We start from the raw sequence: 26,694 nt of genomic DNA on the forward strand, positions 1-26,694 counted from the left end.
CGTCATGTCAGCCACCTCTCTGCCGGGCGCCGCTCCGCCCGGCACCGACTCCGCGAGCACGGTGCCGCCCCGCAAGGCGGGCGGCACCGAGCCCCGCCGGCGCCGGCGTGCCGCCCGGCGCCGGCGGCTCATCGCCCTGGTCTTTCTGCTGCCGGCGCTGCTCCTGCTGGGCGCGCTCGTCGCGTACCCGATCCTCTTCACCGTCGGCCGCAGCTTCTTCGACGCCTCGGGCGCCCGCTTCGTCGGGGCCGAGAACTACGCCGAGATGTTCCGCGACCCGGCGACCCTCAAGGCCATCCGCAACAGCACCATCTGGGTCGTGGTCGCCCCGGCGCTGCTCACCGGCCTCGGTCTCGTCCTCGCCGTGCTGACCGAGAAGATCCGCTGGGCCACCGCGTTCAAGCTGCTGATGTTCATGCCGATGGCGATCTCCTTCCTCGCCGCCGGCATCATCTTCCGCGTCGTCTACGAGCACGACCCCCAGCGAGGCGTGCTCAACGCGGTGGCCGTCGGGGTGCACGACGCCTTCGGGGAGAGCACGGGCTACCCCACCGCCCGCGCCCGGGACGGTCAGGTGCTGTACAAACGGGGTGACGGCTCGTACGTGACCTCGAGGAAGGCCTCCCCCGGCGACACGGTGAACCTCCCGCTCGTCGGCGTCCCCCCCAAGGACCTGCCGAAGGAGGCCAAGCGCGCCCGCGAGGCCGCGGCCGAGACGGCAGGGAAGGGCGAGCTGCGCGGCGTGGTCTACGTCGACTTCACACTCGGCGGTGGCGGCAAGCCGGGGCGGGTGGACCCGACCGAGCGCGGGCTGCCGCGGATGGTGGTGGAGGCGGTCGGGGGCGAGCAGGTCGTCGGGAGGGCGACCACGGCGGCCGACGGCTCGTACCGTTTCACCGGCCTTCCGGCCGGTGAGTACTCCGTCCGGCTGCCCGCGAAGAACTTCGCCGAGCCGTACGAGGGTGTGTCCTGGCTCGGCCCCGCCCTGGTGACCCCCGCGATCATCGGCGCCTATCTGTGGATCTGGACCGGATTCGCGATGGTGCTCATCGGCGCGGGCCTCTCCGCCATGCCCCGGGACGTCCTGGAGGCCGCCCGGATGGACGGTGCGAACGAGTGGCAGATCTTCCGCAAGATCACCGTGCCGCTGCTCGCCCCCGTGCTGGGCGTGGTCTTCGTGACCTTGGTGATCAATGTGATGAAGGTCTTCGATCTCGTCTACATCATCGCCCCGGGGCCCGTGCAGGAGGACGCCAACGTGCTGGCCATGCAGATGTGGCTGGTCTCCTTCGGCGGCGGCAACAACCAGGGGCTGGGGAGCGCCCTCGGCGTCCTGCTGCTGCTCCTGGTGGTCCCGGCCATGGTCTTCAACATCCGACGCTTCCGCAGGAGCCAGTCATGACCGCCCACGGCACCGTCGCACGGGGCTTCGCCGCCCAGGATTCCGCGTCGTCCTCCTCCGGTTCCGGCGGTGCGGCCGGCCCCCGTCGCACCGCAGCCCGCCGGCGGAACCCGGCCGCATGGCTGGTGAAGCGGGCCGGCAACGGACTCACCCAGGCCTTTCTGGTGATCATCTCGCTCGTGTGGCTCACCCCGGCGCTGGGTCTGTTCCTCGCCTCGCTGCGGTCCGACGAGGACAATGCCACCAGCGGCTGGTGGACGGCCCTGGCCGACCCCGCCGGGCTGTCCTTCGAGAGCTATGCGGCCCTGCTCCAGGACTCCGGCATGGTGGATGCCTTCTGGAACACCGTGCTGATCTCCGTGCCGGCGACCGCGGCGGTCGTCATCGTCGCCGCACTGGCCGGTTACGCCTTCGCCTGGCTCGAGTTCCCCGGACGCGACTGGATCTTCCTCGTGGTGGTGGCCCTGCTCGTGGTGCCGGTCCAGGTCGGGCTCCTGCCGGTGGCCAAGATGCTCGGAGCGCTGGGGCTCTTCGGCACGATCCCCGGCGTGGTGCTCTTCCACGTCGCCTACGGCCTGCCCTTCGCCATCTTCCTGCTCCGCAACTACTTCGCGGAGATCCCGCGGGAGATGCTCGAGGCGGCCCGGATGGACGGCGGCGGGGAGTGGCGGATCTTCTCCCGTCTCATCCTTCCTCTAGGGCGGCCTGCGATCGCATCCCTGGCGATTTTTCAGTTCCTGTGGGTCTGGAACGACATGCTGGTGGCGCTGATCTTCGCCGACAGCGAGTCCCAGCCCCTGACCGTGGCCCTGCAGTCGCAGATGCGGCAGTTCGGCAGCAACATCGGGGTGCTCGCCCCCGGGGCGTTTCTGTCCCTGATCGTGCCGGTGGCCGTGTTCTTCGCCTTCCAGCGGCACTTCGTGCAGGGGGTCATGGCCGGCTCCGTGAAGTAGGACCGCGATCCGGCCCGGTTCGGAGCCGGCTTTCCCGGCCGGCTCCGAACCGGGCCACTGCGCTCTCCTCGGCCGTGTCGGTGCCGCCTCGCTGCCGCAGCACACGCGCCGTCAGTACGCCGATCCTCGCGGTGACCGCCCCCGGTCAGCCCTTGATCGGCGGGGGCCGCCCGGCTCCGTACCGCCGCCCAGGGATCCGCGAACATCCGCGGGGGTATGGGGTAGATAATTTGATACGTGGATGTGAATGGGTGGCGATGATGAGCACACCCGAGGCGCCGCGTGGCGGCGGCCCGTGCAGCCCGTTCGATGTGACGCATGCGGCATCCGCCGTGGTGGATGCGCGCGGTGTTGTCGAGCGGTGGAGCCAGGGTGCGTCCGCGCTGCTCGGCTACCGAGCCGACGAGGTCGTGGGCCGGCCCGTCCTGGCGCTGCTCCCCGACGCCGACGCCCTGGAGTCGGCGCTCACCGAGCGGCGCCGCGCGGGGGACGGCTGGCGCGCGCGGGTCGGCGTTTCCCACCGCGACGGCCGTCGGCTGGAGCTGGAGCTGCAGGCGTGCCCGCTGTGGGACGAGGCCGAGAAGCCCAGCTGGCTGATCGTCGTCACCGACGCCGTCGGGCTGCACGAGTGGGAGCGCGAACAGGCCATCCTGCGCGGGCTGTTCACCCAGTCCCCCATCGGCATGGCCGTCGTGGACCCCGCCCTGCGCTATCTGCTGGTCAACCCCGCGCTGGAACGTATGGACGGGGTGGCCGCGCCGCAGCGCCTGGGGCATCCGCTCGGCGAGGGGATGCCCGGACTCGACGCAGCGGCGCTCGAGCGCGAGACCCGCCAGGTGCTGGAGACCGGGGAGCCGCTGCTCCCCTCCGAGCAGGTCGGGCCCGTGTCGGCGGACCCCGATGCGTACTCCCCCGATACGCCGGTCCGGTCGGGCTCGTCGTTCCGCCTCCAGGATGCGTCGGGACGGGTCCTCGGCGTATGCCGAACGGTCCTGGACGTCACCGGTCACTACCGGGCCCGGCAGCGGCTCGCCTTCCTGAACGAGGCCAGCGGACGCATCGGCACCACCCTGGACCTGGACCACACGGCCCGGGAACTCGCCGATGTGCTCGTGCCACGCGTCGCCGACTACGTCTCCGTCGACCTGCTGGAGGCCGTGCTGCGCGGCCAGGACCTCCATCCCGGTCCGGCCCACGGCTCGGAGGTGCTGCGGCGGGCCACCCACCGGTCGGTCGAACCCGGCCTCCCGGAAGTGGTGGTCCAGCCCGGGGACCCGTCCCGCTATGCGCCGGAGACCGCGCCCATGCAGGCGCTGCTGACCGGACAGCCGATCCTCAAGTCGGTCGTGGATCTCACCGCTCCGTGGCTCGCCAAGGATCCGGCCCGCGCCGCGAAGATCCGCGGCCTCGGCATCCACTCGGCCATGGCCGCACCCCTGCGAGCCCGGGGCATCACGATGGGCGTGGCGACTCTCGCTCGGTGGAAGAACCCGGAGCCGTTCAACGAGGACGACCTCCTGCTGGTCGAGGAGCTGGTGGCCCGCGCGGCCGTCTGCATCGACAATGCCAGGCGTTTCTCCCGCGAGCACAGCGCCGCGCTGACGCTGCAGCGCAGCCTGCTGCCGCACGGCCTGCCGAAGCAGTCGGCGGTGGAGGCCGCGTACCGCTATCTGCCCGCCGACGTGCAGGCCGGCGTGGGCGGGGACTGGTTCGACGTCATCCCGCTCTCCGGGACACGGGTGGCTCTGGTCGTCGGCGACGTGGTCGGCCACGGCATGCACGCGGCGGCCACCATGGGCCGGCTGCGGACCGCCGTGCACACGCTGGCCGACCTCGACCTACGCCCCGACGAACTGATGGCACACCTGGACGACCTGGTCATCCGGCTCGCCGATGAGGAGGAAGAGGCCACGCTGACGGCCGGAGACGGGGCCGGTCCGCTCGGCGCCGGAGTGATCGGGGCGACGTGCCTGTACTGCGTGTACGACCCGGTGTCACGCAGGGCGACCATGGCGCGCGCCGGGCACCCGAGCCCCGCGATCGCCCACCTGCACGATCCCGTGGAGCTGCCTGACATACCCGCAGGGCCCCCGCTCGGCCTGGGCGGCCTGCCGTTCGAGTGCGCCGAGATGCAGATTCCGGAGGGCAGCGTCCTCGCCTTCTTCACCGACGGCCTGATCGAGGCGGGCGACCGGGACGTCGACCTCGGGATCGAGCGACTGTACTTCGCGCTCGCACACCCGGACCGTCCGCTCGAGGAGATCTGCGACACCATGGTCCGCTCGCTGCTGCCCGACCGCCCCCACGACGACGTCGCGTTCCTCGTCGTGCGCACCCGTGCCCTGAAGAGCGACGACATCGCCTCCTGGGACCTGGACGCCGATCCCGCCACCGTCGCCGAAGTCCGGCATGCCACCGGACGGAAACTGACCGAGTGGGGTCTGGACCACTTGGCCTTCACGACCGAACTCGTGGTCAGCGAACTGGTCACCAATGCGCTCCGCTACGGCACCGACCCGATCGGCCTCCGCCTCATCCGGGACCGCACGCTGATCTGTGAAGTCTCCGACGGCAGCAACACCTCTCCGCACCTGCGCCGGGCCCGCAGCACCGACGAGGGCGGACGCGGCCTGTTCCTCGTCGCCCAGTGCGCGCAGCGCTGGGGCACGCGCTACACCGCGGAGGGCAAGACCATCTGGGCCGAGCAGCCCCTGTCCCCGCCCGGGGTGACGGCGGGCAGGTCGGGCTGAGCGTGGGGCCCTGCCGTCACTGGTCCGGCACGGTGTGGCGTGGGATTCTGGTGGGGGCACCCCCAGCGAAAGTCCCCCTGGGGCACCTCCCAGCGGTAGCTGCGGGAGGTAGGCCCCTGGCCTGCGGCATGGGGAACCCCAGGGGAAGTACCCCAGGGGGAGCCGGGGGTGTGTGTCCGCCGAGGAGACCTCGGGAGGGCCGATGGGGCGCGACGTCCCGGCGCGGGTGTTCACGCGCGACGACCGTCGCCGGTACCGGCAGAAGATGCAGCAGTGCCTGGATGCGCTGGCACAGATGCTGCGGGAGGCCCGCTTCGACTTCGAAACCCAGGTGGGCCTGGAGATCGAACTGAACCTGGTGGACGACCCCTGGGAACCGGCGATGCGGAACACCGAGGTGCTCGAGGCCATCGCGGATCCCGCGTGGTCGACCGAGCTGGGCCGGTTCAACCTGGAGATCAACGTTCCGCCACGGAGGCTCACGGCCGGCGGTCCGGATGCCTGGGAGAGCGAGGTGCGGGACGCGCTCAATCACGCGGAGGAGCGGGCCGCCACCGTGGGAGCGCATCTGATCATGATCGGGACCCTCCCGACGCTGCAGCAGTCGGATGTGGGCGGGGCCGCGCTGTCCGAGAATCCGCGGTACCACCTGCTGAACGAGCAGGTGTTCGCGGCCCGGGGCGAGGACCTGCTGATCGCGGTGGACGGCGTCGAGCGGCTGCGGACGTACGCGGACACGATCACGCCCGAGGCGGCGTGCACCAGTACCCAGTTCCATCTTCAGGTCTCCCCGGACGAGTTCGCGCAGTACTGGAACGCGGCACAGGCGATCGCCGGCGTACAGGTGGCGCTGGCGGCGAACTCGCCCTTCCTCTTCGGCAAGGAGCTCTGGCCCGAGACCCGTATCCCGCTGTTCGAGCAGGCCACCGACACCCGCTCGGAGGAGATCAAGGTGCAGGGTGTCCGTCCGCGGGTGTGGTTCGGCGAGCGGTGGATCAACAGCGTCTTCGACCTCTTCGAGGAGAACGTTCGGTACTTCCCCGCTCTGCTGCCGCTGTGCGACGAAGAGAACCCGCAGGAGACCCTCGAGCGCGGTGACATCCCCGAACTGTCCGAACTCACCCTGCACAACGGCACGATCTACCGCTGGAACCGCCCGGTCTATGCCGTCGTCCACGGAAAGCCGCACCTGCGCGTGGAGAACCGGGTGCTGCCGGCCGGTCCCACCGTGGCCGATGTCGTCGCCAACGGCGCGTTCTACTACGGTCTGACGCGCGCCCTGACCGACGAGGAGCGACCGGTCTGGTCGCGGATGTCGTTCTCGGCCGCGCAGGACAATCTGCAGACGGCGGCGCGCCACGGAATCGACGCGCGGCTGTACTGGCCCGGCATGGGGGAGGTGCCGGTCGTCGAGCTCGTACTGCGCCGCCTTCTCCCGCTGGCGCACAGGGGGTTGGAACTCTCCGGTATGGACGCCGCGTGGCGGGAACCGCTGCTGGGCATCATCGAGCAACGGTGTGTCACCGGACGCAACGGTGCCGTCTGGCAGGCGGAGATGTTCCACCACATCGACGACACGTTCCCGGTGGATCACCATGAAGCGCTGCGGCGCATGACCGGGCAGTACATCGACTACATGCACCTCAACGCCCCCGTGCACACCTGGCCCATCGACTGAGTCCGGTAGCAACCGTTCGACCAAGCGTCACAACGGAGAGCGCATTTCAGGCCAAAGGTCGCCGCTCGGGGTCTCGGCGGGAACTCCTGCGGCCGCCGTGCGTCTCCCCTAGAGGAGCGACGACGGGAGGTCGCTGTGAGGATCGATCCGGCAGAAACCCGCAATCAGTGTCCCCAGTGCGGCGCGCAGATGCAGCAGAGCCCCAAGGGGGGCTGGCTCTGCGGGAATTGTGGAGCCCAGCGATGCCACCCCGGCCATGCGGCGCCACGCTGTGGGCTGACCCCGCGGTAGTACGCAGGACCGCGAGGGCCGCGATCGTCGGCCGGACTCATCGCTCACGAGTCCGGCCGACGATCGCAGGAACGCGGGGTCTGAAGGGCTGTTACGGCTCGCGGCTGCCGGCCTCGAGCCCGCCGTTCAGCTCGGCGCCGTCACCGGCACCGGCATCGGCCGCACCGTCGCCCTGGTCGGCGCCACCATCGGCCTGACCGGCACCACCGGCCGCCTCACCGGCACCACCGGCGGCCTGGCCCGCGCCACCGTCGGCCTCGCCGGCGCCGCCATCGGCCTCACCGGCACCACCGGCCGCTTGACCAGCCCCGTCGCCGGCCGCGCCGAGCTCGGCACCGGTGGCCTCCAGGGCCCTCGTAACGGGCTCGAAGAACGTCTCCCCGCCCTGCGTGCAGTCCCCACTGCCGCCCGAGGTCAGCCCGACCGCCTGGTCGCCGGAGAACATGGCACCGCCGCTGTCACCCGGCTCGGCGCAGACATCGGTCTGGATCAGACCGTTGACGATGTCCCCGTTGCCGTAGTTCACCGTGGCGTTCAGTCCGGTGACCGTGCCCTCGGAGACCCCGGTGGTGCTGCCGCTACGCGTCACCTCCATGCCCACGCTCGCCTCAGCGGCCTGGGATATCTCCTGGATGTTGCCGTTCCCCAGATCGACCGCGCTCGGCGCGTCGGTATTCGGGTCGTCGTAGGTGACCAGGGCGAAATCGTTCTCCGGGAACACGGAGTCCGCGACCGTCCCCAGCGGCTCGTTGCCCGCCTCGTCGGCGGTCCACGTCTGCGAGGCGTTGCCGCAGTGGCCGGCCGTCAGGAATGCCGGAGCTCCCTGCACGGTGACATTGAAGCCGAGGGAGCAGCGGGATCCGCCGCCGAAGATCGCGTCGCCGCCCTCCGCGAACGGCTTGAACTCCCCGGCGGACCGCTTGACCGTCACCTTGTCGCTGCCCAGTCCGTCGACGGTCCTGCTCAGCGTCGCCATCTTCGCGCCGGTGACGGTCCGGTCGGCGATCACGGAAACCTTGTTGGTTCTCGGATCGATCGACCAGGCGGTGCCGGGAACCGAGGCCTGCTCGCCGAGCGTCCCGGTGGCGGCTTTCAGCTCCGCCATGCTGTTCTCCACCACCCGCGCTACGGCGCCCCTGTCCCGTACCCGGTCCGCCGTCTCCTCGTCCAGGACGTTCATGACCAGCCGGGACGACTGGCCGTCGAAGTACCAGCCGGCGGCGTCCTGACCGAGATCCTCCGCGAGGGTGGACCCGAGCTGTGCGGCGGCGCGGGGGGCGAACGCCCGCGGACTCGGATCCTGGTCCGAGCTCGCGTTGGCCTGGGGCAACAGGATGGCCGCGGCCGCGATCCCGATCGCGCCTGCCCCGATCAAGGCTCCTGTCCGTTTGTTCACTCGTCGGTGGTTCAACTCACTGACCTCCAGTGGGGGGAGGGGACGGCCCATGGATTGCCGGGAAGCGTCGCGATCCCCGGACCCTGTGCCTCGTGCTCCTCTTGGTACGGACGTCAGGCGCCGGAACCTCAATAGAACTGTTTTCCGGAATTCGGCTCGCGGTACGGGTAGGGTCTGGCGGTTGGGCGCGATGCGCCGCCCTCTCATGGCGTTCGCCGCCGCGAGAGGGGTTAATGGAAGCGTGCGCGCCGTTGGAGCCCCGCTGCGCCGGGCATGGCGGCCGGGTCATGCACTGGTCACCATTCCGCTCGCGCTGATTCTTGTGGTCGTGGCCGTCGACATCGCGGCACCTCGGGACGTCCACCTCGGGCCGCTGCTGGTCGCCGCGCCCGCCATCACGGCCTCCTTCGGGGGCGCCCGCCTCGTCGGTCTGATCGGCGGCCTGGCCGTCGCGGCACAGGTGATCATCGGATTCGTACGGGGAGGAGTGGACACGCTCAATCACGAGGTGCAGATCGTCGCCCTCGTCCTCATCTCTGCCTTCATCGTGATCTTCTGCCGGGTGCGGGAACGGTCCCAGCGAGAGCTGTCACAGGTGCGCTCGGTGGCCGAAGCCGCCCAGGCCGTGCTGTTGCGGCCGCTCCCCCGCCGGGTCGGCCCACTGCGGCTCGCGTCGGTCTATCTGGGGGCGGAAGCCGAGGCTCAGATCGGCGGAGACCTCTACGCGGTCGGGCGCACCGAGGACAGCACCCGGCTGATCATCGGCGACGTCCGGGGAAAGGGACTGGCCGCGATCGGGGACGCGGCCACGCTACTCGGAGCGTTCCGGGAGGTGGCACACCGACCCATCCCGCTCCCCGACCTCGCCGCACACCTGGAACGGAGTGTCAGCCGGGACCTGACCGAACTCGCCGAGGGGGAGCTGCACGTGGGGGAGGGTTTCGTGACGGCGACCGTGCTCGAGATCCCCGACGACGCCCCGGAGGCCCGATTGATCAACTTCGGTCACCCTCCTCCCCTGCTGCTACGACGGGGCACGGTCACCGAGGTCGAGGTCTCCGAGCCCGCACCCCCACTCGGCCTCGGAGAACTGACCGGGAACACCTACCACGTGGGCGTCTGCAGCTATGACTTCGGTGACGTGCTGCTGCTCTACACCGATGGCGCGATCGACGCCAGGAATCCGCAGGGCGACTTCTATCCGCTCACCGATCGAGTGGAGACCTGGGCGGACGCCCACCCGGAGAAGCTGCTGCACGGACTGCGCGACGATCTTCTGGCCTTCGTCGGCGGCAGTCTGGGCGACGACGCCGCGATGATCGCCGTCGAGCACCTGGGGCCGCGCCACCACGGCCATCCCTGACATCCCACGGACCATCACCCCGGAGGTGGCCAACCACCGCAGCTGCACCGGCGGTTGAAGCCGTTCCTCCTCGGCTGCGCCGAGACCCCCGCTCACCTGCCGCGCTGGGAGGGCGAGTCGCCCCCTCCCTGACGGCATGTCGGCCCCTCCCTCACTTGGCCGCCAGCCACGCGAGCGACAGCCACTCCCATGACGGATTCGGCCTCCGCTCAGCGCAATTATCTGGTTTATCACGCCATTGGGCATGGAATGTGATCACGCGCCATGTGGTGCGAGGAGTAGGAGAAACATCATCATGTCCAAGGTTGTGAAGTCCCCCAGACGACTTGCCGTGGGAACGAGCGTTGCCGTCACGGCCGCCTTCGCTCTCGGCGGCTCGCTGCTCGTGGCGGCACCGGCGCAGGCCTCCCCTGATCCCTCCCCAGCCGCACCCACAAAGCCGTACGGCACCGTGACCGCCCCGTCCGGCCTGAACGAGCGGCAGCACCTGAGCACCGACTCCTTGGTCCGCGGCCACCTCCCGTACCGGGCGCAGGTCGGGCTGAAGTGCAAGGTCAAGGCGCAGAGCGTGGAGGGTAACCCGGTCTGGTACCTGCTGCGGGACCGGCCCCACTGGGTGAGCGCGAAGTACGTGGACAACACCGGGTCCGTGGAGTTCTGCAAGGACGACCAGCGCGACCGCCTCCCGGACAGCCCGCAGGACAAGACTCCCAAAGGCTGAGACAAGCCGGAACGCAGGCACCCGGCCTCCCCCCGTGCAAGAGGCCGGGCTCCTTGCGTGTCAGCCGGCGAACTGCCAGCTCACGGAGTGATCGGCGGTGACGAGGACGGCGAGCACGATCAGGTCCGTCACCCCGAGCGCGAGTCCGAGCAGTGCACGGCCACGGCGCCCGGTGCCACGGGCGAGCGCGATGCCGCCCAGGACGATGGCACAGGGCCCGAGGACGAGGTTGAAGACGAGCAGGCCGAGCAGCCCCAGCACGAAGGCTGCGACGGCCATGCTGTCGGCTTCCCGGCCCGGTGCGGCCGGGGCACGGAAGCGTGCGGACAGCCCCATGAAACGGTTCCCCCCGGGTTGTGGTCAGGCATGGTCGATTGCCGAAGGTGGATCAGTGGTCTCTGCCGTGCGCGAGGCGCTCCCGGACGCCGAAGGCGATCAGCCAGCCCCCGATGGCGCTCGCGGCGGCCAGGACCGCCGGGAGCGGCAGGTGGGCTGCGGCGCCGATGAGGATGCCGAGCAGCAGGAAGGCTGCGACGAGGAAGAGCATGTGCCTCCTTTCTCTACGAGCCTCGATCGTTTCGTCTCGATGGACAGAAGGTCGCAAAAAATCAATAACAACCGTTCACTGACTGAAGCGTACAATGCCGGCCCGGGAGAACGGCTGTTTACTGAATGATGTGAGTCACACCGCCGGGGTCCGGCAGGCCCAGAAGCAGAGAACTCGTCAGGCGCTGCTGGACGCAGGGCTGCAGCTGCTGGCGGAACAGAACCTGAGCAGCCTGGGCCTGCGGGAGGTCACCCGGGCGGTGGGCATCGCCCCCGCGGCGTTCTACCGGCACTTCCACGACCTCGCCGACCTCGGAGTCGCCCTGGTGGAGGAGTCCCTCGGCAGCTTGCACGCGATGATCCGGGCGATCCTTGCCGAGCAGGAGGAGTCCGGGGCCCGGATCGACCACACCGTCGAGGCCATCGCCCGTTATGTCCGGACCCAACCGTCGCACATGCGCTTCATCGCCCGTGAGCGCCATGGCGGGGTACGGGCCGTACGCATCGCGATCGCCGCCGAGTTGGAGCGTTTCGCCGACGAGGTGGCCACCGCCCTCGCCTCCCGGCCCTTGTACGAGGGCTGGAGCTCCGGCGACCTGAAGATGCTGGCCCAGCTCTACGTCGATCACATGGTGTCCACGGCCGCGGCGTTCCTCGAGGCGTCCGCCGAAGGCCCTGAGGCCGAGGATCGCCTGGCCCGCAACGCCGCCCGGCAGCTCCGCCTGATCAATCTCGGCTGCCGCCACTGGCCCGGTGACTGACGTCCCGGGCCAAGCGGTTGTGCGGGCAACTCCCGTGCGCCGCCAGTTCGTTGGACTTCGTCCCGACTGCTGGAAATCCTCCTAGGATGGCCCCCGTTCCGATCACGCCCCGAGCCTGCCCGGGGAAGTCTGTGAGGGGTCGCATGGGCCAGAGCCGTGAGCCGCTGTCCAGCAAGGTCGACGTCACCGTACCGAGCGTGGCTCGGATGTACGACTACTTCCTCGGCGGCAAGGACAACTATGCCGTCGACCGCGAGGCCTCCGAGCAACTCCTCAAGGTCGTACCGAGCACGCAGGCCCTGGCCGTCAACAACCGCCGGTTCCTTCAGCGGGTGGTGCGCCATCTGGCCGACGAGTACGGAATCCGGCAGTTCCTCGACCACGGATCCGGTCTGCCGACCCAGGACAATGTGCACCAGGTGGCTCAGCGGGTGGACGAGGCCTCGCGTGTGGTCTACGTCGACAACGATCCGATCGTCCTCGCGCACGGCCGCGCGCTCCTGGAGGAGAACGACAACACGGCCGTCATCCAGGCAGATATGCGCGACACCGAGGCCATCTTCGGCCACCCCGAGGTCGAGCGGCTGATCGACTTCGACCAGCCCGTCGCCGCGCTGTTCGTCTCGGTGCTGCACTGCATCCCCGACAGCGACGACCCGGCCGGGCTGATCCGTCGCGTGGCGGAGCGGCTCGTCCAGGGCAGCTACTTCGTCATCTGCCAGCTCGTCAGCGAGGACGCCACGACCCGCGACTTCGTCACCGACTTCATGGACACCAGCACGCACGGAAACTGGGGCAGGGTGCGCCAGGAGCACGAGGTGCTCCGGTACTTCGACGGCCTGGAGATCCAGGAACCCGGTCTGGTGGAGGTCTCGACCTGGCGGCCGGACTCCGACGTCGGACCGAAGCAGCTCACCCAGGAGTGGATCGAGTACGGCGGCCTCGCCCGCAAGCCCTGACTCCGGCCCGCTCCGGCGCCACTGCCGTACGGGCAGATGGCCAGGCGGTGCTCCCAGGTCCTGTCCGGCCGGTCAGGCCTGGGGGCACCTCCCTGGGGGCACCTCCCTGGGGGCACCTCCCTGGGGGCACCTCCCTGGGGGCACCTCCCTGGGGGCACCTCCCTGGGGGCACCTCCCAGCGGTAGCTGGGGGAAGGACCTAGGCGTTCGCGGCCGGGCGTTCCCGGGAGTGCGGGGTGACCGAGAAGTCCGGTGACTCCGGCGGGAGGGCACGCCAGAAGCCGTGCGTGATCTCCCGGAACCCGGTGTGCCGTGGGCATCCGGTCACATGCCGGACCGCCCACCGCCGGGCCGCCTCGGCGTCCTCCGTCGCCCCCGAGGTATGGCCGCAGGTGGTGCACTCCATTTCGTAGACGGCCGAAGGAGCTTCCGGGGCGGGGTCCCGCATCAAGGACCACTCCCCCGGCCCGTCGGCCGTGTACACGTTCACCACGTCCCTTCGATCGCGCTGCTCGTCAGGCACTGCTCATGCGTGGCGTCCCCGTCCCCCGGCGTACTGTCCCGCGGGGCAACTCCGGGGCGGGGACGGGACGCACGTCGCCCGGCGCGGCCTCCCATTCACGTCCGCCTTCGGGCCGCCGCAGGAAGATCCGGCCACCTTGGGAGTCCATGACAATCCCGAGCCGGTTCCGTTTCGTGTCGAGCGCGAGCTCGCCGACGAGCGGCGAATCGGCGCCCTGAAGCTTCCCGCTGACGGCTCTTCACTCCTCACTGCCCGTCGGAGCGGCTGTGCCGGATCTCACTATCCTCGCGCTCCGCTCACCACTGCAAGCACATCTGCAAGAACGCTTGCAATTGCACGGCGAGTTGGGCTTGAGTTCAACTAATGGGGGACAACGGTCGCCGGGTGAAGGAGAGGCGCAGGTGCACCAGTTCGAGAACGGCACATCGGCAGCGCGGATCGACGGCGCTGTGTGGAAGAAGAGCAGTCACAGCAACCCGAGCGGCAACTGTGTCGAGCTCGCCCGGCTGCCCGGCGGTGACATCGCGCTCCGCAACTCCCGGGACCCCGAAGGACCTGCGCTCATCTACACCCGCGCGGAGATCTCGGCCTTCCTGAGCGGCGCGAAGGACGGCGAGTTCGACGGCATGGTGGACGGGATCTGAGCGGTACCCGCTCGGGTGACGGGCCGCCCGGCTGTACGCGTCGGCCCGGTGGTGCAACACTGAGCACCCGCCCAGACACTCAGGGGAGCCAGCATGACGGCCGCTCAGCCGAGCCGCGAGCGTTCGATAAGGCGCTATCTTGAGCAGCCGCGCGGAGGTCCCACCGCGCTGCGGATCGTGCTCGGCACCCAGCTCCGCAAGCTGCGCGAGGCGAACGGCGTGAGCGCACACGCCGCCGCCGAAGCCATTCGCGGCTCCCACGCGAAGATCAGCCGGCTGGAGCTGGGCCGGGTGGGCTTCAAGGAGCGGGACGTGTCCGACCTGCTCACGCTGTACGGCGTCACCGACGCCGCGGAACGCGCCGACTTTCTCGCACTGGCCCGGCAGGCCACCACCCAGGGCTGGTGGCACCAGTACTCGGACGTCTTGCCGGGCTGGTTCGAGACCCACATCGGTCTGGAAGAAGCCGCCTCGGTCATCCGCACCTATGAGAACCAGTTCGTCCCCGGACTGCTCCAGACCGAGGAGTACGCCCGCGCCGTCACGAAGCTGGGGCACCCGGGGTCTCCGCCCAAGGATGTAGAGCGCCGGGTCAGCCTGCGTCTGGCTCGCCAGCAACTGCTCAGCCGCGCGGAACCTCCCCGGCTCTGGGCCGTGCTGGACGAAGCGGCGCTGCACCGACCGCTCGGCGGTCGGGACGTGCTGCGCGCACAGATCGAACGGCTCCTGGAACTGATCCAGTTCCCCCATGTGACCGTGCAGATCGCCCCCTTCAGCCTGGAAGGCGTGGCCGCCGCCGGCGGACCGGTCACGATTCTGCGGTTCCTCGAGCCGGATCTGCCGGACGTCGTCTATCTCGAACAGCTGACGAGCGCCCTCTACTTGGACAAGCAGGACGACGTGGACCACTATCTCTGCGTCATGGACCGGCTGTGCGCGCAGGCCGAGACCCCTGCAGCCACTGCTCCGTTCCTGGAGAAGATCCTCGACGAACTGGACCACCGGACCGGCTGACGCCGTTCCGACGCCGCAACGGCCGCCTGCGGGCAGGTACTCCGACGGCCGCCGGCGTGGATCCGATCCGTTCGGTCGGGGATCTCCTCAGTCCGCCGGATGTTCCGTGCGGGCGCCTCCCCAGAGCGTGTGGAAGCTGCCCTCGCGGTCGGTGCGCCGGTAGGTGTGGGCGCCGAAAAAGTCTCGCTGGCCCTGGGTGAGCGCCGCGGGGAGGCGATCGGCGCGCAGCGCATCGTAGTAGGCGAGGGCCGACGAGAAGCCGGGGGTGGGGACGCCATGCGCCACCGCCGTGGAGACCACCGCGCGCCAGGCGTCCTGCGCATTGCCGAGCTCCTCCGCGAACTCCTTGTCGGCCAGCAGCGTGGGCAGGTTCGGATCGGCTGCGAACGCGGCGCGGATCCGGTCCAGGAACGCGGCCCGGATGATGCAGCCGCCCCGCCAGATCGCGGCCACGGCGCCGAGGTCGATGTCCCAGCCGTACTCCTCGCCCGCCGCGCTGATCATGTTCCAGCCCTGCGCGTACGAGACGACCTTGGAGGCGTACAGGGCCTGCTCGACATGGGCCGCGAACGCCTCACCGCCGTACCCGCCCAGCGCGCTGCGGTCCGGGCCGGGCAGAGCACGGGCGGCGTCGCGCAGGTCCGCATGGCCGGAGACGGACCGGGCGAAGACCGCCTCCGCGATCCCGGATACGGGAACGCCGAGATCGAGGGCGGTCTGCACGGTCCAACGGCCGGTGCCCTTCTGCTCGGCGCGGTCGGCGACGACGTCGACGAAGGGCTTTCCGGTGTCGGCGTCGCGGTGGGCGAGGACCTCGGCGGTGATCTCGATCAGGTAGGAGTCCAAGCGGCCGGTGTTCCAGGTGCGGAAGGTCTCTGCGATCTCCGCGGGCTCGTACCCGGCAACGTGCCGCAACAGGTCGTAGGCCTCGGCGATGAGCTGCATGTCCGCGTACTCGATGCCGTTGTGGACCATCTTCACGAAGTGGCCGGCCCCGTCGGGGCCGATGTGGGTGCAACAGGGGCTGCCGTCCTCGGCCTTGGCGGCGATGTCCTCGAGCAGGGGGCCGAGCGCCTGGTACGCCTCCGGGGAGCCGCCGGGCATGATGCTGGGGCCGTGCAGCGCCCCTTCCTCACCGCCGGAGATACCCGTGCCGACGAAGTGGATGCCGCGTTCCCGCAGGTCGGCCTCACGGCGTCGGGTGTCCTGGAAATGGGCGTTCCCACCGTCGATGATCATGTCTACGGGTTCCAGGAGCGGCGCGAACTCGTCGATGACGGCATCGGTCGGCCCGCCGGCCTTCACCATGACGACCAGGCGGCGGGGCCGCTCGAGGGAGGCCACGAAGTCCTCGGCAGTTTCCGAGGGCAGGAACGTCCCCTCGTGACCGAACTCCTCGACGAGCGCCCTCGTCCGGGACGCGGTGCGGTTGTGCACGGCGACCGGATGGCCGTGCCGGGCGAAGTTCCGGGCCAGGTTACGGCCCATCACTGCGAGACCGGTGACACCGATGTGTGCCGACGATTCCATGCTCGACTCCGTAACGGGTGGTGGCGGACGGGCGGCTGTGCGCTGTCTTGATACGCGGGAATGGGGTGCGGCGCTCAACGGCGGGGGACGGTGTGCGCGGCGCGCGGCGAACGCCGACAGCCGTCGCGAGCGGGCGTCGCGGGTGGCGGGTGACTGGCGGGGGATCGCGGAGCCGGACCTGCGTGGTCAGGGCGGCCTGGGAACGCTCAGAGCATCTCCTCGGGGGCCTCGATCTCCGAGACGACATGCACGGCGGCCTCCTCGGCCGACGCCGCCGCACCGTCGATGCCGACATCGCTGGCAACGAGATCCGTCTCCTCGTCGGAGTGGGCTCCCTCGTCCGGCGCCACCAGACGGCCGGCGCGCCGCTCCCCCACCTCCTCGTCCCACAGCTCCCCGTCCCCGTCGGGCTTGTCCCCGAGCCCGTCCCCATCCGGGACCGGGACGTCCGGGATCTCCCGGGCCAGCCGCTCGTCCAGAGGTTCGCCCTGATTCTGCTCGGCCGCGGTCGTGCCGCGGCTTTCCACCGCCCACGGCCGCTCGGGGGGCGAGTACCCCTCGTCGAGGACCTCGGCCACACCGCGGTCGTCGAGCGTGTCCTCCGGCTCCAGCGGCCCGATGTCCTCGCGCTGTTCGGACCCGTCCGGCTGGTAGACCTCGTCACCCATCATGCTCTCGCTCATCGTTCGGCCTCGCTGACTCGTCGTCTCGCCGCCCTCCGGATGGGTGTCCGTCTCCCCTTCTCCAGCATGGCCCAGTACGCGGCACGAGGCCACAGCTGCACGCTCGCCCGGCGGGCCGGGCCTGGGTCACCCGCCCAGCACCTGCCGCAGGTCGTAGCTCACCGGCTCCTCGAGCTGCGCGTACTTGCACTGCTCCGGCTCGCGGTCCGGCCGCCAGCGGCGGAACTGGGCGGTGTGCCGGAAGCGGTCGCCCTGCATGTGGTCGTAGGCCACCTCGACCACCCGCTCCGGGCGCAGCGGGACCCACGACAGGTCCTTCGTACCGGTCCAGCGACTGGGTGCTCCGGGCATCCGGCTCCGGGCGTGGGCCGCCTCGTCCACCCAGGCCGCCCACGGGTGGCCCTCCAGGGAGGGCATGCGCAGCGGTGCCAGCTCGGTCATGAGCTCTTCGCGCCGCCGCATGGGGAAGGCCGAGCAGACGCCCACGTGCTGCAGCCTGCCCGTGGTGTCGTACAGGCCGAGGAGGAGGGAGCCGACGACGGGGCCGGTCTTGTGGTGCCGGAGCCCGGCCACGACGCAGTCCGCCGTCCGCTCGTGCTTGACCTTGACCATGACGCGTTCGTCGGGGCGGTAGCCGAGGCCGGGGGGCTTGGCGACGACGCCGTCGAGGCCCGCCCCCTCGTACTGCTGGAACCACTCCTGGGCGACGTCGAGATCGTCGGTGGCAGGGGCCGTGAAGACGGGGTCCGCGGCGTCGCGCAGGGCTTCGGTCAGCGCTGCACGGCGTTCGCGCTGGGGTGCGTTCATCAGTGAACGGTCGCCGAGCGCGAGCAGGTCGAAGGCGATGAAGCTGGCCGGCGTCGTCCCGGCGAGCATCCGGACCCGGGAGTCGGCGGGATGGATGCGCTCCAGGAGTGCGTCGAAGTCGAGGCGGTCGCCGCGGACGATCACGATCTCGCCGTCGACGACGCAGCGGGGCGGCAGGTTGGCCAGCAGTGCGGCCACCAGCTCGGGGAAATAGCGGGTGAGCGGCTTGCCCGTGCGGCTGCCGAGCTCGATCTCGTCGCCGTCGCGGAAGACGATCGCCCGGAATCCGTCCCACTTGGCCTCGTAGTGCATGCCGGGCGGGATTCTCCCGGCCAGCTTGGCCAGCATCGGCTTCACCGGGGGCATCACCGGAAGGTCCATGCTCCCGATTGTCGGGCCGGCGAAGGATACGCGCCCGCCGGGAGGCGGGCTGCCCGGGCTGGGCCTAGCGTATGCGTATGGGAGAGACGGTGGAGCTCACGGCGGGCGGGCGGACGGTGCGGCTGTCCAACCCCGACAAGGTGTATTTCCCCGAGCGCGGCTTCACCAAGCTCGACCTCGCCCGTTACTACCTGGCGATCGGCGAGGGAATCCTCCGTGCGCTGCGCGACCGGCCGACGACGCTGGAGCGCTACCCGGACGGCCTAGCAGGCGAATCGTTCTTCCAGAAGCGCGCCCCCAAGAACCTGCCGGAGTGGATCCCCACCGGGCGGATCGCCTTCCCGAGCGGGCGGTACGCGGACGAGATCTGTCCCACCGAGCCGGCGGCCGTGGTGTGGGCGGCGAATCTGGGGTGCCTGACCTTCCACCCGTGGCCGGTCCGCCGCGCGGACACCGAGCACCCCGACGAACTGCGCATCGATCTGGACCCGCAGCCGGGGACGGATTACGAGGACGCGGTGCAAGCGGCGCTGGAACTCCGCGTCGTCCTGGACGAGCTGGGCCTGACCGGGTGGCCGAAGACGTCCGGGGGCCGCGGCCTGCACGTCTTCGTGCCCATCGAACCGGCCTGGACCTTCACCCAGGTCCGGCGGGCCGCGATAGCGATCGCGCGGGAGCTGGAGCGGCGGGCGCCGGAGAGGATCACGACCTCGTGGTGGAAGGAGGAGCGCGGGGCGAAGATCTTCGTGGACTACAACCAGACCGCCCGTGACCGTACGATCGCCAGCGCCTACTCCGTACGTCCCCGGCCGCACGCCCCGGTGTCCGCGCCGCTGCGCTGGGCGGAGGTGGCCGACGCCCGGCCGGAGGACTTCGACCTGGCCTCGATGCCGGTGCGCTACGCGGACATCGGCGATGTGCACGCCGACATGGAACAGCACGCCTACCGGCTGGACGCCGCGCTCGAACTGGCCGCCCGGGACGAGCAGGAGCACGGTCTGGGCGATCTGCCCTACCCTCCCGAGCACCCGAAGATGAAGGGCGAACCGAAGCGGGTGCAGCCCAGCCGCGCCAAGCACTGAACTCCCCCTCGCGCCGCGCGGAGCCGTCGAACTCTCCGCCCTGTCACGGCTGCACGGGCCGCCGGGGCGGGCCGGGCTGTGGGGCCCGATGTCTGCTCACCGTCATGCGGACCACCAGCCAGAGGGCCGAGGCCCCGAAGAGGCCGGCGGAGATCAGCAGCCAGCGTTCCCAGAACACTCCGCCGGGCAGGCCGGTGAACGCCTCGTAGTGGTCGACCCGGTCGAGGATGAGCGGGAACCACACCAACAGCAGCAGCCCGGAGAGGAAGACGGGCACGCGGACATGGTTGATCCACTGCGTCCTCGCCCACCCGGGATCCGTCGTCCTCACCGGCTTGCCGGAGCCCGAGCCGAGGCGGAAGAGAGCTTCCAGCCCGCGGTCGGCGAAGGAGTAGAGCGGCAGCAGCACCAGGTCGTGCAGGACCGCCGCGCCGACGAACCACAGGACGACCCCGGTGGTGTCACCCTTCAGCAGGCGCAGGCCTGCGTAGACCGTGAGGGCGAAGGAGGCCAGCAGCAGAAGCAGGCTCAGCGGCGAACCGCCGTACCGGGTACGGAAGGCCTTCATGGGGTCGCTCCGAAGGTCAGGCGGGTGACCCATTTCGTGTTGTGCACGCCCGGAGCCGCCGGGACGATGATCCGCGCCGGATAGCCGTGGTCGGGCGAGAGGTCCGCGCCGCCCACCCGCAGGGCCAGCAGCGACCTCGGGTCGCGCACCTGGTTGTCGCGCAGGACCACCGACCGGAAAGCCCCGCTGCGCTGCAGTGACTCGACGAACACCTGCGGCGGACGGCCGCCCGGCCCGACGAGGCCGGCCAGATCGGCGAGCCGGACCCCGCTCCACCGTTGATCGGCCGTCGACCATCCCTCCACGCAGGCGATCGGCAGTTCGGCGGTGTGCTGAGGCAGCGCCAGCACCTGATCGCGGGTCAGGGAGACCCGTCCCGCCGGGCCCCTGACGACGAGGCGCCAGTCCGGGCCCATGTCGCGGGCCGTGACGCCGCGGGAGGCGGCGGTCTTGTTGATCTGGAAGCCACCCGGGCCCGGTCCCACGTCGTCGCCGTGCGGCGCCAGGACGGCCGTACCGCGCAGCGAGCCACCGATGCTCTGTCCGGCCGACACCACGAGCAGGGTGAGCGAACCGGCCCCGACCATGGCGAGGGCTCCGCGGCGCGACATGGTGGGAGCGGCCGGGCGCGGCGAGACGAGGCCGGTCTCGTCGGGTGGTTCCGGTGTCGTGGCGGCGGCCGGTGTGCGCAGCTCGTCGCGGAGGCTGCGGCTGCGCAACGCCCGGCGCATCGTGGGGAAGCGCAGGGCGACATGGACGACGAAGGCCCCGATGAACACCCAGCCCCCGTAGAAGTGCAGGGTGTAGAAGGAGCCCGGGAAGATGTAGTCGAGCTGGATGTTGAGCACACCGGTCGCGAACTCGAAGATCACGCTGCCGACCAGGAGCAACAGGGACAGCCGGTCCAGCAGATGGCTCACCGACCGCACCGGCGGCCAGGTGAACAGCTTGGGAATCACCGACCACAACTTGGCCAGCAGCACCGGGATGAGCACCAGGCCGAGCGTGACGTGGACGCCCTGGGTGAGCCGGTACAGCCAGTACGGGCTGGTGGGCCAGGCGAACAGATAGAACCCCAGCCAGCCCTTGTCCGGTGTCATGTCGTTCACCGGTGACAGGTCCGGGTTGTAGGCGGCATAGGAGAGCAGACCGGTCACGGTCACCACCGTGAGGCCGACGAGAAGGATCAGGCCGAGGACCGCGGTCAGCCAGGGTCCTCGGATCGGGCTGCACCAGAAACCGGGTCGGGCGGGACCGGGCGGAGGCACGGCGGCCGCGGCTCGCAGCCGCTGCCAGGTGGTGGGTCCGGCGGGTGCGGTGGGCGCGGTGGGAGCCTCCTGGCCGGTGCCCTTGACGCCCTCGGGCCGGACCTCGAGGGGCTCCGGCCTCTGCGGCTCGGGCTTCGCGGGCTCCGGCTCCGGAGCCTTCGGCTTCGAGGGCTCCTGCTTCGCCGGCTCGGGCTCCACGGGCCCTTCCATCGTCGTCTCTTCACCCTTGGGCGGCTCCGCATCCTGCCGCTCGGCGGGCCGTGCGTCGCCGCCGTCTCGACCGTCTCCCGCTTCGCCCTGCCGCCGTTCCTGCCCGGCTCGGTCTCGCTCGTCGTCGCCACGCCTGGCGTGGCTGTCCTCATCACCCATGACGGTCCTTCTCGCAGCGCCCCCGGAGGGCCGACGTCTCGCCTGAAGGCGACGTTATGCCGTACCGGCCCCGGATCAGTGCCGACGACCCGTGACGAATCGATGACGTCGATGCCATGACATGTGCGGCAGCTCGCCCCGGCTCAGCTGCCGGTGCCCGGCCGAGGAGCGGCCGGTCGGACGATTGACCGCCCCCGGGATGGGGACACGGACTGCGGGCCGACCCCACAGACGCACCCGGCAGTTGTGCCTGCAGGCAGTCGGCCGGGCGGCGGCGGACGGGCGTGAGGAGGCGCGCATGGACCCGGTGGCGGCCCTGGAGCGGATCGCGTTCCTCCTGGAACGCGCGGAGGCTCCCACGTTCCGTGTGCGGGCGTTTCGTACGGCCGCGGCGGCGCTGACCGCACTGCCGGCAGAGGATGTCGAGCGACGGGCGGCGACGCATTCTCTCCAGTCCCTGAAGGGGCTTGGCCCGAAGACGTCGCAGGTCGTGTACGAGGCCCTCAGGGACGAGGTACCCGGCTATCTCGCGAAGCTGGAGGCGGAGCTGGCGGCCGAGGAACCGCTGCCGGAGGCCGCGGCCGCACTACGCGCGGCGCTGCTGGGCGACTGCCATATGCATTCCGACTGGTCGGACGGCGGCAGCCCGATCGATGTGATGGCCCGTACCGCAGCGGCCCTGGGGCACCACTGGGCGGTGCTCACCGACCATTCGCCCCGGCTGACGGTCGCCCGCGGGCTGTCGGCCGAGCGATTGCGCGAGCAACTCGACGTGGTGGCGGAGCTGAACGCGGCGCTGGCGCCGTTCCGGCTGCTGACGGGGATCGAGTGCGACATCCTCCTCGACGGTTCACTGGACCAGGACCCCGAGCTTCTGGACCGGCTCGATCTGGTGGTCGCCTCCGTGCACTCCAAGCTGCGGATGGACGCCCGTCAGATGACGCGGAGAATGGTCGCGGCGGTCCGCAGTCCCCTGGTCGACGTTCTGGGGCACTGTACGGGCCGGCTGGCCGGAGGGCGCAGGCCAGAATCGCAGTTCGACGTGGCGGAGGTGTTCGCCGCCTGCGCGGAGTCGGGGACGGCCCTGGAGATCAACTGCCGGCCGGAGCGACTGGACCCCCCGCGCAGGCTGCTCCGGCAGGCCGTCGAAGCGGGCCTGGTGTTCGCGATCGACACCGACGCGCACGCACCGGGGCAGCTCGACTGGCAGGTCCACGGGTGTACGCGGGCGGTGGAGTGCGGCGTGCCCAAGGAGCAGGTGATCAACACCTGGTCGGCCGACCGACTGCTGACCTGGACCCGTACGCGCAAGATCCCGAGCGAGGGGTGAGGCAACTGCCCTGTGGGACCCGCTGTTTCGGGCGATGCGGCCCGGGTTTCGGCCTCGCTCTCAGCCTCGGCTTCGGCCTCGGGACGTAGCCCACCCGCCGGTCGGGCGCCGAATCGCACAGGCGCTTGACGCAATCACCGCGTCGGGCGAATCCCTGGCTCGCAGTCATGTTCCGTCGCCGCGCGGGCATGAAATGTGATCAGTCGGCTTGGTGACGCGGACACGGCTGAAGTCGCCCGTCGGCTCCTGTCCCGGCCGGAGGAGCGAACCCGCGGTCATGGCGAGGGCCCTCCCGCTGCATCGTGGGGCCAGCTCCAGGCGACTCCCTGCTGCCCGCATCCGGCCGGGGCAGGTCAGGAGCCGAGCAGCGCGGCGAACCCGGCCTCACGGGCGAGGTCTTCGAGTTCGTCCAGGGCTTCCCGCGCCCGGGCGGCCGCCTCGGGGTCACGGTCCGTCAGGCCGCTCTCCAGGAACTCGTCCTCGTCCAACCGCAGAATCGTGGTCCGGTCGCCCGACAGCCACAGGTCGAGATCCAGGTCTTCCACCACGAGGGCGTCCCGCTCCACGCGGGCGGGTCGCGTCACATCGCAGTACCAGCCCTTCAGGCGGCCGTTCGCGCCGCGGACCTCCTTGATCGAGTACCAGCGGTCGCGCCAGTAGTGTTCCGTGAACACGTCGCCGTGCTCGAAGCGTACGAAGCCGAAGTCCCGGTCGGACGCGCCGGCCCAGGGTGCGCGCACCACGATGTGAGTGCCGTCGTCGGCGGTGACGACGGCGGCGTAGTGGACGTCCGGGCGTGGCTCCTTGACGAGGCGTACCGTCACGGCACTCCCGGGAGCGAGCGGTCCGGTGTTCCTTCTCCTCATGGCGCTCTCCATGGCGCCACCCTCGCTCGGCCTGCCGGCGAGGCGCCACTCGTTTTCTGCGGCACCGCCCGAGAGCGCCGTCCCCCACCGGGCAGGCGGTTCGGGCAGCGAGGCCAGCGGCACGGCAGCCCGCGGCGGCCACCTCCTGGGCCGCGGAACGCCGGTCCCCTCCGCTACGGCGACGAGTACGGCGACAGCTCGAGCAGCCGGGTGCGCGCCGTCTGCAGCCGGTGGGCGAGGATCTCGGCGACCGTGCGCATCAGGACGACGCCGAGGGCGGGGTCCTCCTCGCACAGCGCCCGCACCTGGGCCCCGTCGAAGGCATAGGCGCGTACCGGACTCAGTGCCTCCGCTCCGAAGTCCCACTCGTAGGGCGGGAACAGCCATGACCAGCCGAGCAGGTCACCGGGCCCGAGGGTGGCGACCGTCGCGGCCCGCCGGTCGGCCAGGCGCAGATCGAGAGTGACAGCTCCGGAGCGGATGACCCAGAAGCCGGTCGCCGGGCCGCCCTCCTCGAAGATCCGGGCGTCCTGGGAGAAGGACACCTCTTGGGCGAGCGTCATCAGTCGGTCGCGGATGTCGGCCGGCAGGGCCCGCAGAAATCGGGGCGCAGTCGTCATGGCCACGTGCCTCCTCGCCTCTGACGCCACTGCCAGGCGCCGTCGGGTCGACGTACACCTGCCTTACCCCATTGGACCCACGTTCGCCCGCCGATGGCATCCCGAATCTTCGGATCGGCGGCCGACGTGCCTGCGTGAGGGCCCGGGAGTCGGCATCCGGAGCGCGCGGACGGTGAGGTCGGGGAGGTCAGAGAGCCGCCGTGCTCGCCCTCGCTGCCCGGGAGGTCGGGCCCGCCGCTCCGGTCAGGAGAGGCCCGGGCTCGCGGCGAGAGCGGCCGCCGAGGTCTGCGCGAGGCGGTCGAGGTAGCCGGGCGGCAGGGGGATGCGGACCACGGCCAGGCGCCAGTAGAGCGGGCCGATGACCACATCGAGCGCATGGCGGGCGTCGGTGCCGGGCGGCAGCTCGCCTCGCTCGACGGCGGCGCGTACGACGGCGGCACCGGCGCGCTCCTGGATCTGGCCGAGGGTGGCCTGCAGGGTCCGCGCCATGTCGGGGTTGCGGGCCGCCTCGGCCAGCAGATCGGGGACGATCTGCGAGGCCAGCGGGTGCTGGAGGGCCTGGGCGGTCCACTCCAGCAGGGCGCGAAGATCGCCCCGCAGCGACCCGGTGTCGGGCGCGGGTGTGTCCTTCAGGGCGACCGTGGACACCACGTCGATGACCATCTGGAGTTTGGAGGGCCAGCGGCGGTATACGGCGGTTTTGCCGACCCCGGCGCGGCGGGCGACGGCCTCGATGGACATGCGTCCGTAGCCGGAGGTGGCGAGCTCCTGGAAGAGCGCGGCACGGATGGCCGCGGTGACGTCCTCCTGGAGCACGGCGGCTCCGGCGGGCGTGCGGCGGGGGGTCGAGTTCTCCGCTGCTGGCATGAGCCCACCCTACCCGGGTGACGACGGAACGGTTGCGTTGCGCCGCAGATGTGACCTATCTTCTCCCACGAGACGACGAAACGGTTGCGTTCTGTCGTGTCGCGCTCTGGGTCGCCTCCGCCCTCGCCTGCTGTCAGGAGCACACATGGAAGAAGCACCCTCCGCGCTCGCCGCACGGTACGGCCTGTCAGTGTCCGGCACCCGCCCCGCACTCCCGGAGTACCTCCGGCAGCTGTGGGGACGGCGGCACTTCATCGCCACGTTCGCGCAGGCCAAGCTGCGCGCCCAGTACAGCCAGGCGAAGCTCGGCCGGCTGTGGCAGGTGGTCACCCCGTTGCTCAACGCGGCGGTGTACTACGTGATCTTCGGGCAGCTGATGCGGACCAGGGAAGGCGTGGACGACTTTGTGCCGTTCCTGGTCACGGGCGTGTTCGTGTTCACCTTCACGCAGAACTCCGTGCTCGCCGGAACGCGGGCGGTCGCGGGCCATCCGGGCCTGGTGCGAGCGGTGCACTTCCCACGGGCCTCGCTGCCGATCGGTTTCTGCCTGATGCAGATGCAGCAGATGCTCTGCTCCCTGGCCGTGCTCGTCGCCATCGTGCTCGTGTCAGGCGAGATCCCCCACTGGACATGGCTGCTGGCGGCACCGACGCTGTTGTTGCAGTTCGTATTCAACACAGGCCTGGCGATGGTGCTGGCTCGCCTCGGCAGCAGAGTCCCCGACCTGGCGCAGCTGATGCCGTTCGTCCTGCGGACATGGATGTACGCGTCCGGCGTGATGTACAGCATCGGCCACCTCGCGGAGCACAACCGCGTTCCCGGGTTCGTACGGTTCCTGCTGGAGGCGAATCCGGCCGCGGTCTACATCGATCTCATGCGCTGCGCGCTGATCGACAGCTTCCGGGCGTCCGGACAGTCGACGCCGTACGCGTGGGCGGTGGCGGCCGGCTGGGCGCTGGTGATCGGCGTCGGCGGGTTCGTGTACTTCTGGAAGGCGGAGGAGACCTACGGACGTGGCTGAGGACACCAGCGACACGGACGCGCAGCGGACTCCCACGGTGATCGTGGACGGGCTGCACATCGTCTACCGGGTGAACGGTGGGGCCCGCGGCCGGGGTACGGCGACCGCTGCGCTGAGCCGGATGCTCGGCCGTAAGGGGTCGCCGGGGATGCGGGAGGTGCACGCGGTCAAGGGCGTGACCTTCACCGCGTACCGGGGTGAGGCGATCGGGCTGATCGGGTCGAACGGGTCGGGCAAGTCGACGTTGCTGCGGGCGATCGCGGGGTTGCTGCCGCCGGAGCGGGGCCGGGTCTACACCGATG

Annotated in this window: 26 protein-coding genes; 14 read left to right on the forward strand and 12 right to left on the reverse strand. The window is 70.6% G+C overall.

All coding sequences use genetic code 11. From position 1 onward, the window contains the following. Positions 1 to 4: 4 nt before the first annotated feature. The 4 genes from ACTWQI_RS22085 to ACTWQI_RS22100 all read left to right on the forward strand — a co-directional run bounded on the left by ACTWQI_RS22085 (position 5) and on the right by ACTWQI_RS22100 (position 6,783). Positions 5 to 1,402 (forward strand): ABC transporter permease subunit, encoded by a 1,398-nt coding sequence (locus ACTWQI_RS22085; protein ID WP_443272975.1) that lies wholly within the window; start codon positions 5 to 7, stop codon positions 1,400 to 1,402. Next, complete coding sequence (locus ACTWQI_RS22090; RefSeq protein ID WP_443272976.1) at positions 1,399 to 2,355, forward strand: carbohydrate ABC transporter permease; 957 nt, start codon at positions 1,399 to 1,401, stop codon at positions 2,353 to 2,355. The genes ACTWQI_RS22085 and ACTWQI_RS22090 overlap by 4 nt, the downstream gene beginning before the upstream one ends. A gap of 260 nt (positions 2,356 to 2,615) precedes the next feature. After that, positions 2,616 to 5,105, forward strand: a complete 2,490-nt coding sequence (locus ACTWQI_RS22095; RefSeq protein WP_443272977.1) for a SpoIIE family protein phosphatase — start codon at positions 2,616 to 2,618, stop codon at positions 5,103 to 5,105. A 202-nt stretch (positions 5,106 to 5,307) separates the two neighbouring features. Beyond that, the gene (locus ACTWQI_RS22100; RefSeq protein ID WP_443273023.1) at positions 5,308 to 6,783 is read left to right on the forward strand and encodes a glutamate--cysteine ligase; all 1,476 of its coding nucleotides are present in this window, start codon (positions 5,308 to 5,310) and stop codon (positions 6,781 to 6,783) included. 382 nt (positions 6,784 to 7,165) lie between these two features. On the opposite strand, the gene ACTWQI_RS22105 is transcribed toward ACTWQI_RS22100, so the two are convergent. Beyond that, on the reverse strand, positions 7,166 to 8,449 hold the full coding sequence (locus ACTWQI_RS22105) for a S1 family peptidase (RefSeq protein WP_443272979.1): 1,284 nt from the start codon (positions 8,447 to 8,449) through the stop codon (positions 7,166 to 7,168). Positions 8,450 to 8,711: 262 nt separating this feature from the next. On the opposite strand from ACTWQI_RS22105, the gene ACTWQI_RS22110 reads away from it, so the two are divergent. Together ACTWQI_RS22110 and ACTWQI_RS22115 are read left to right on the forward strand one after the other, a co-directional pair. Then, positions 8,712 to 9,833: a PP2C family protein-serine/threonine phosphatase gene (locus tag ACTWQI_RS22110; RefSeq protein ID WP_443272980.1), complete on the forward strand. Its 1,122-nt coding sequence runs from the start codon at positions 8,712 to 8,714 to the stop codon at positions 9,831 to 9,833. A gap of 295 nt (positions 9,834 to 10,128) precedes the next feature. Further along, positions 10,129 to 10,554 carry an SH3 domain-containing protein gene (locus ACTWQI_RS22115; RefSeq protein WP_443272981.1) on the forward strand — a complete coding sequence of 142 codons (426 nt, stop codon included), beginning with the start codon at positions 10,129 to 10,131 and terminating at the stop codon, positions 10,552 to 10,554. A gap of 60 nt (positions 10,555 to 10,614) precedes the next feature. On the opposite strand, the gene ACTWQI_RS22120 is transcribed toward ACTWQI_RS22115, so the two are convergent. Together ACTWQI_RS22120 and ACTWQI_RS22125 are read right to left on the reverse strand one after the other, a co-directional pair. Next, the gene (locus ACTWQI_RS22120; RefSeq protein ID WP_443272982.1) at positions 10,615 to 10,890 is read right to left on the reverse strand and encodes a DUF4190 domain-containing protein; all 276 of its coding nucleotides are present in this window, start codon (positions 10,888 to 10,890) and stop codon (positions 10,615 to 10,617) included. Between the two features lie 52 nt (positions 10,891 to 10,942). Beyond that, a complete protein-coding gene (locus ACTWQI_RS22125) occupies positions 10,943 to 11,101 on the reverse strand; it encodes a hypothetical protein (protein ID WP_443272983.1) in 159 nt (52 codons plus the stop codon). 130 nt (positions 11,102 to 11,231) lie between these two features. On the opposite strand from ACTWQI_RS22125, the gene ACTWQI_RS22130 reads away from it, so the two are divergent. Then, positions 11,232 to 11,861 carry a TetR family transcriptional regulator gene (locus tag ACTWQI_RS22130; protein WP_443272985.1) on the forward strand — a complete coding sequence of 210 codons (630 nt, stop codon included), beginning with the start codon at positions 11,232 to 11,234 and terminating at the stop codon, positions 11,859 to 11,861. A 143-nt stretch (positions 11,862 to 12,004) separates the two neighbouring features. Beyond that, complete coding sequence (locus ACTWQI_RS22135) at positions 12,005 to 12,820, forward strand: SAM-dependent methyltransferase (RefSeq protein WP_443272987.1); 816 nt, start codon at positions 12,005 to 12,007, stop codon at positions 12,818 to 12,820. 198 nt (positions 12,821 to 13,018) lie between these two features. On the opposite strand, the gene ACTWQI_RS22140 is transcribed toward ACTWQI_RS22135, so the two are convergent. Further along, the gene (locus ACTWQI_RS22140) at positions 13,019 to 13,309 is read right to left on the reverse strand and encodes a DUF7848 domain-containing protein (protein WP_443272989.1); all 291 of its coding nucleotides are present in this window, start codon (positions 13,307 to 13,309) and stop codon (positions 13,019 to 13,021) included. 434 nt (positions 13,310 to 13,743) lie between these two features. Here ACTWQI_RS22140 and ACTWQI_RS22145 point away from each other — a divergent pair, with 434 nt between their 5' ends. Together ACTWQI_RS22145 and ACTWQI_RS22150 are read left to right on the forward strand one after the other, a co-directional pair. Then, positions 13,744 to 13,986 carry a DUF397 domain-containing protein gene (locus ACTWQI_RS22145; protein ID WP_443272991.1) on the forward strand — a complete coding sequence of 81 codons (243 nt, stop codon included), beginning with the start codon at positions 13,744 to 13,746 and terminating at the stop codon, positions 13,984 to 13,986. Positions 13,987 to 14,079: 93 nt separating this feature from the next. Then, a complete protein-coding gene (locus tag ACTWQI_RS22150) occupies positions 14,080 to 15,000 on the forward strand; it encodes a helix-turn-helix domain-containing protein (protein WP_443272992.1) in 921 nt (306 codons plus the stop codon). 87 nt (positions 15,001 to 15,087) lie between these two features. Here the strand turns inward: ACTWQI_RS22150 and gndA are convergent, their stop codons facing one another. The 3 genes from gndA to ACTWQI_RS22165 form a co-directional block, all read right to left on the reverse strand. Further along, positions 15,088 to 16,530 (reverse strand): NADP-dependent phosphogluconate dehydrogenase, encoded by a 1,443-nt coding sequence (gene gndA / locus ACTWQI_RS22155; protein WP_443272994.1) that lies wholly within the window; start codon positions 16,528 to 16,530, stop codon positions 15,088 to 15,090. A gap of 206 nt (positions 16,531 to 16,736) precedes the next feature. Then, positions 16,737 to 17,213 carry a DUF5709 domain-containing protein gene (locus ACTWQI_RS22160; RefSeq protein ID WP_443272995.1) on the reverse strand — a complete coding sequence of 159 codons (477 nt, stop codon included), beginning with the start codon at positions 17,211 to 17,213 and terminating at the stop codon, positions 16,737 to 16,739. Between the two features lie 126 nt (positions 17,214 to 17,339). Continuing rightward, positions 17,340 to 18,401, reverse strand: coding sequence for an ATP-dependent DNA ligase (locus ACTWQI_RS22165; protein WP_443272997.1), 1,062 nt, complete (start codon positions 18,399 to 18,401; stop codon positions 17,340 to 17,342). A 77-nt stretch (positions 18,402 to 18,478) separates the two neighbouring features. On the opposite strand from ACTWQI_RS22165, the gene ligD reads away from it, so the two are divergent. After that, positions 18,479 to 19,483 carry a non-homologous end-joining DNA ligase gene (gene ligD / locus ACTWQI_RS22170; RefSeq protein ID WP_443272999.1) on the forward strand — a complete coding sequence of 335 codons (1,005 nt, stop codon included), beginning with the start codon at positions 18,479 to 18,481 and terminating at the stop codon, positions 19,481 to 19,483. Positions 19,484 to 19,526: 43 nt separating this feature from the next. Here the strand turns inward: ligD and ACTWQI_RS22175 are convergent, their stop codons facing one another. Then, on the reverse strand, positions 19,527 to 20,051 hold the full coding sequence (locus tag ACTWQI_RS22175) for a hypothetical protein (protein ID WP_443273001.1): 525 nt from the start codon (positions 20,049 to 20,051) through the stop codon (positions 19,527 to 19,529). Then, positions 20,048 to 21,337, reverse strand: a complete 1,290-nt coding sequence (locus tag ACTWQI_RS22180) for a molybdopterin-dependent oxidoreductase (protein ID WP_443273025.1) — start codon at positions 21,335 to 21,337, stop codon at positions 20,048 to 20,050. The genes ACTWQI_RS22175 and ACTWQI_RS22180 overlap by 4 nt, the downstream gene beginning before the upstream one ends. Positions 21,338 to 21,986: 649 nt before the next feature. Between ACTWQI_RS22180 and ACTWQI_RS22185 the strand changes: the two genes are divergently transcribed. Continuing rightward, positions 21,987 to 23,018 (forward strand): PHP domain-containing protein, encoded by a 1,032-nt coding sequence (locus ACTWQI_RS22185; protein ID WP_443273003.1) that lies wholly within the window; start codon positions 21,987 to 21,989, stop codon positions 23,016 to 23,018. A gap of 353 nt (positions 23,019 to 23,371) precedes the next feature. Here ACTWQI_RS22185 and ACTWQI_RS22190 read toward each other — a convergent pair whose 3' ends face one another. The 3 genes from ACTWQI_RS22190 to ACTWQI_RS22200 form a co-directional block, all read right to left on the reverse strand. Further along, on the reverse strand, positions 23,372 to 23,884 hold the full coding sequence (locus ACTWQI_RS22190) for a DUF402 domain-containing protein (protein ID WP_443273005.1): 513 nt from the start codon (positions 23,882 to 23,884) through the stop codon (positions 23,372 to 23,374). Between the two features lie 173 nt (positions 23,885 to 24,057). Beyond that, positions 24,058 to 24,504, reverse strand: a complete 447-nt coding sequence (locus tag ACTWQI_RS22195; protein WP_443273006.1) for a Crp/Fnr family transcriptional regulator — start codon at positions 24,502 to 24,504, stop codon at positions 24,058 to 24,060. Between the two features lie 243 nt (positions 24,505 to 24,747). Beyond that, positions 24,748 to 25,371: a TetR/AcrR family transcriptional regulator gene (locus ACTWQI_RS22200; protein WP_443273007.1), complete on the reverse strand. Its 624-nt coding sequence runs from the start codon at positions 25,369 to 25,371 to the stop codon at positions 24,748 to 24,750. Between the two features lie 145 nt (positions 25,372 to 25,516). On the opposite strand from ACTWQI_RS22200, the gene ACTWQI_RS22205 reads away from it, so the two are divergent. After that, positions 25,517 to 26,392, forward strand: a complete 876-nt coding sequence (locus ACTWQI_RS22205) for an ABC transporter permease (RefSeq protein WP_443273009.1) — start codon at positions 25,517 to 25,519, stop codon at positions 26,390 to 26,392. Then, on the forward strand, positions 26,385 to 26,694 hold a 310-nt coding region (locus ACTWQI_RS22210; RefSeq protein ID WP_443273011.1), incomplete at its 3' end, for an ATP-binding cassette domain-containing protein. The genes ACTWQI_RS22205 and ACTWQI_RS22210, both read left to right, overlap by 8 nt.

It is taken from the genome of Streptomyces sp. KR80 (assembly GCF_052245555.1).
Lineage (GTDB): Bacteria > Actinomycetota > Actinomycetes > Streptomycetales > Streptomycetaceae > Streptomyces.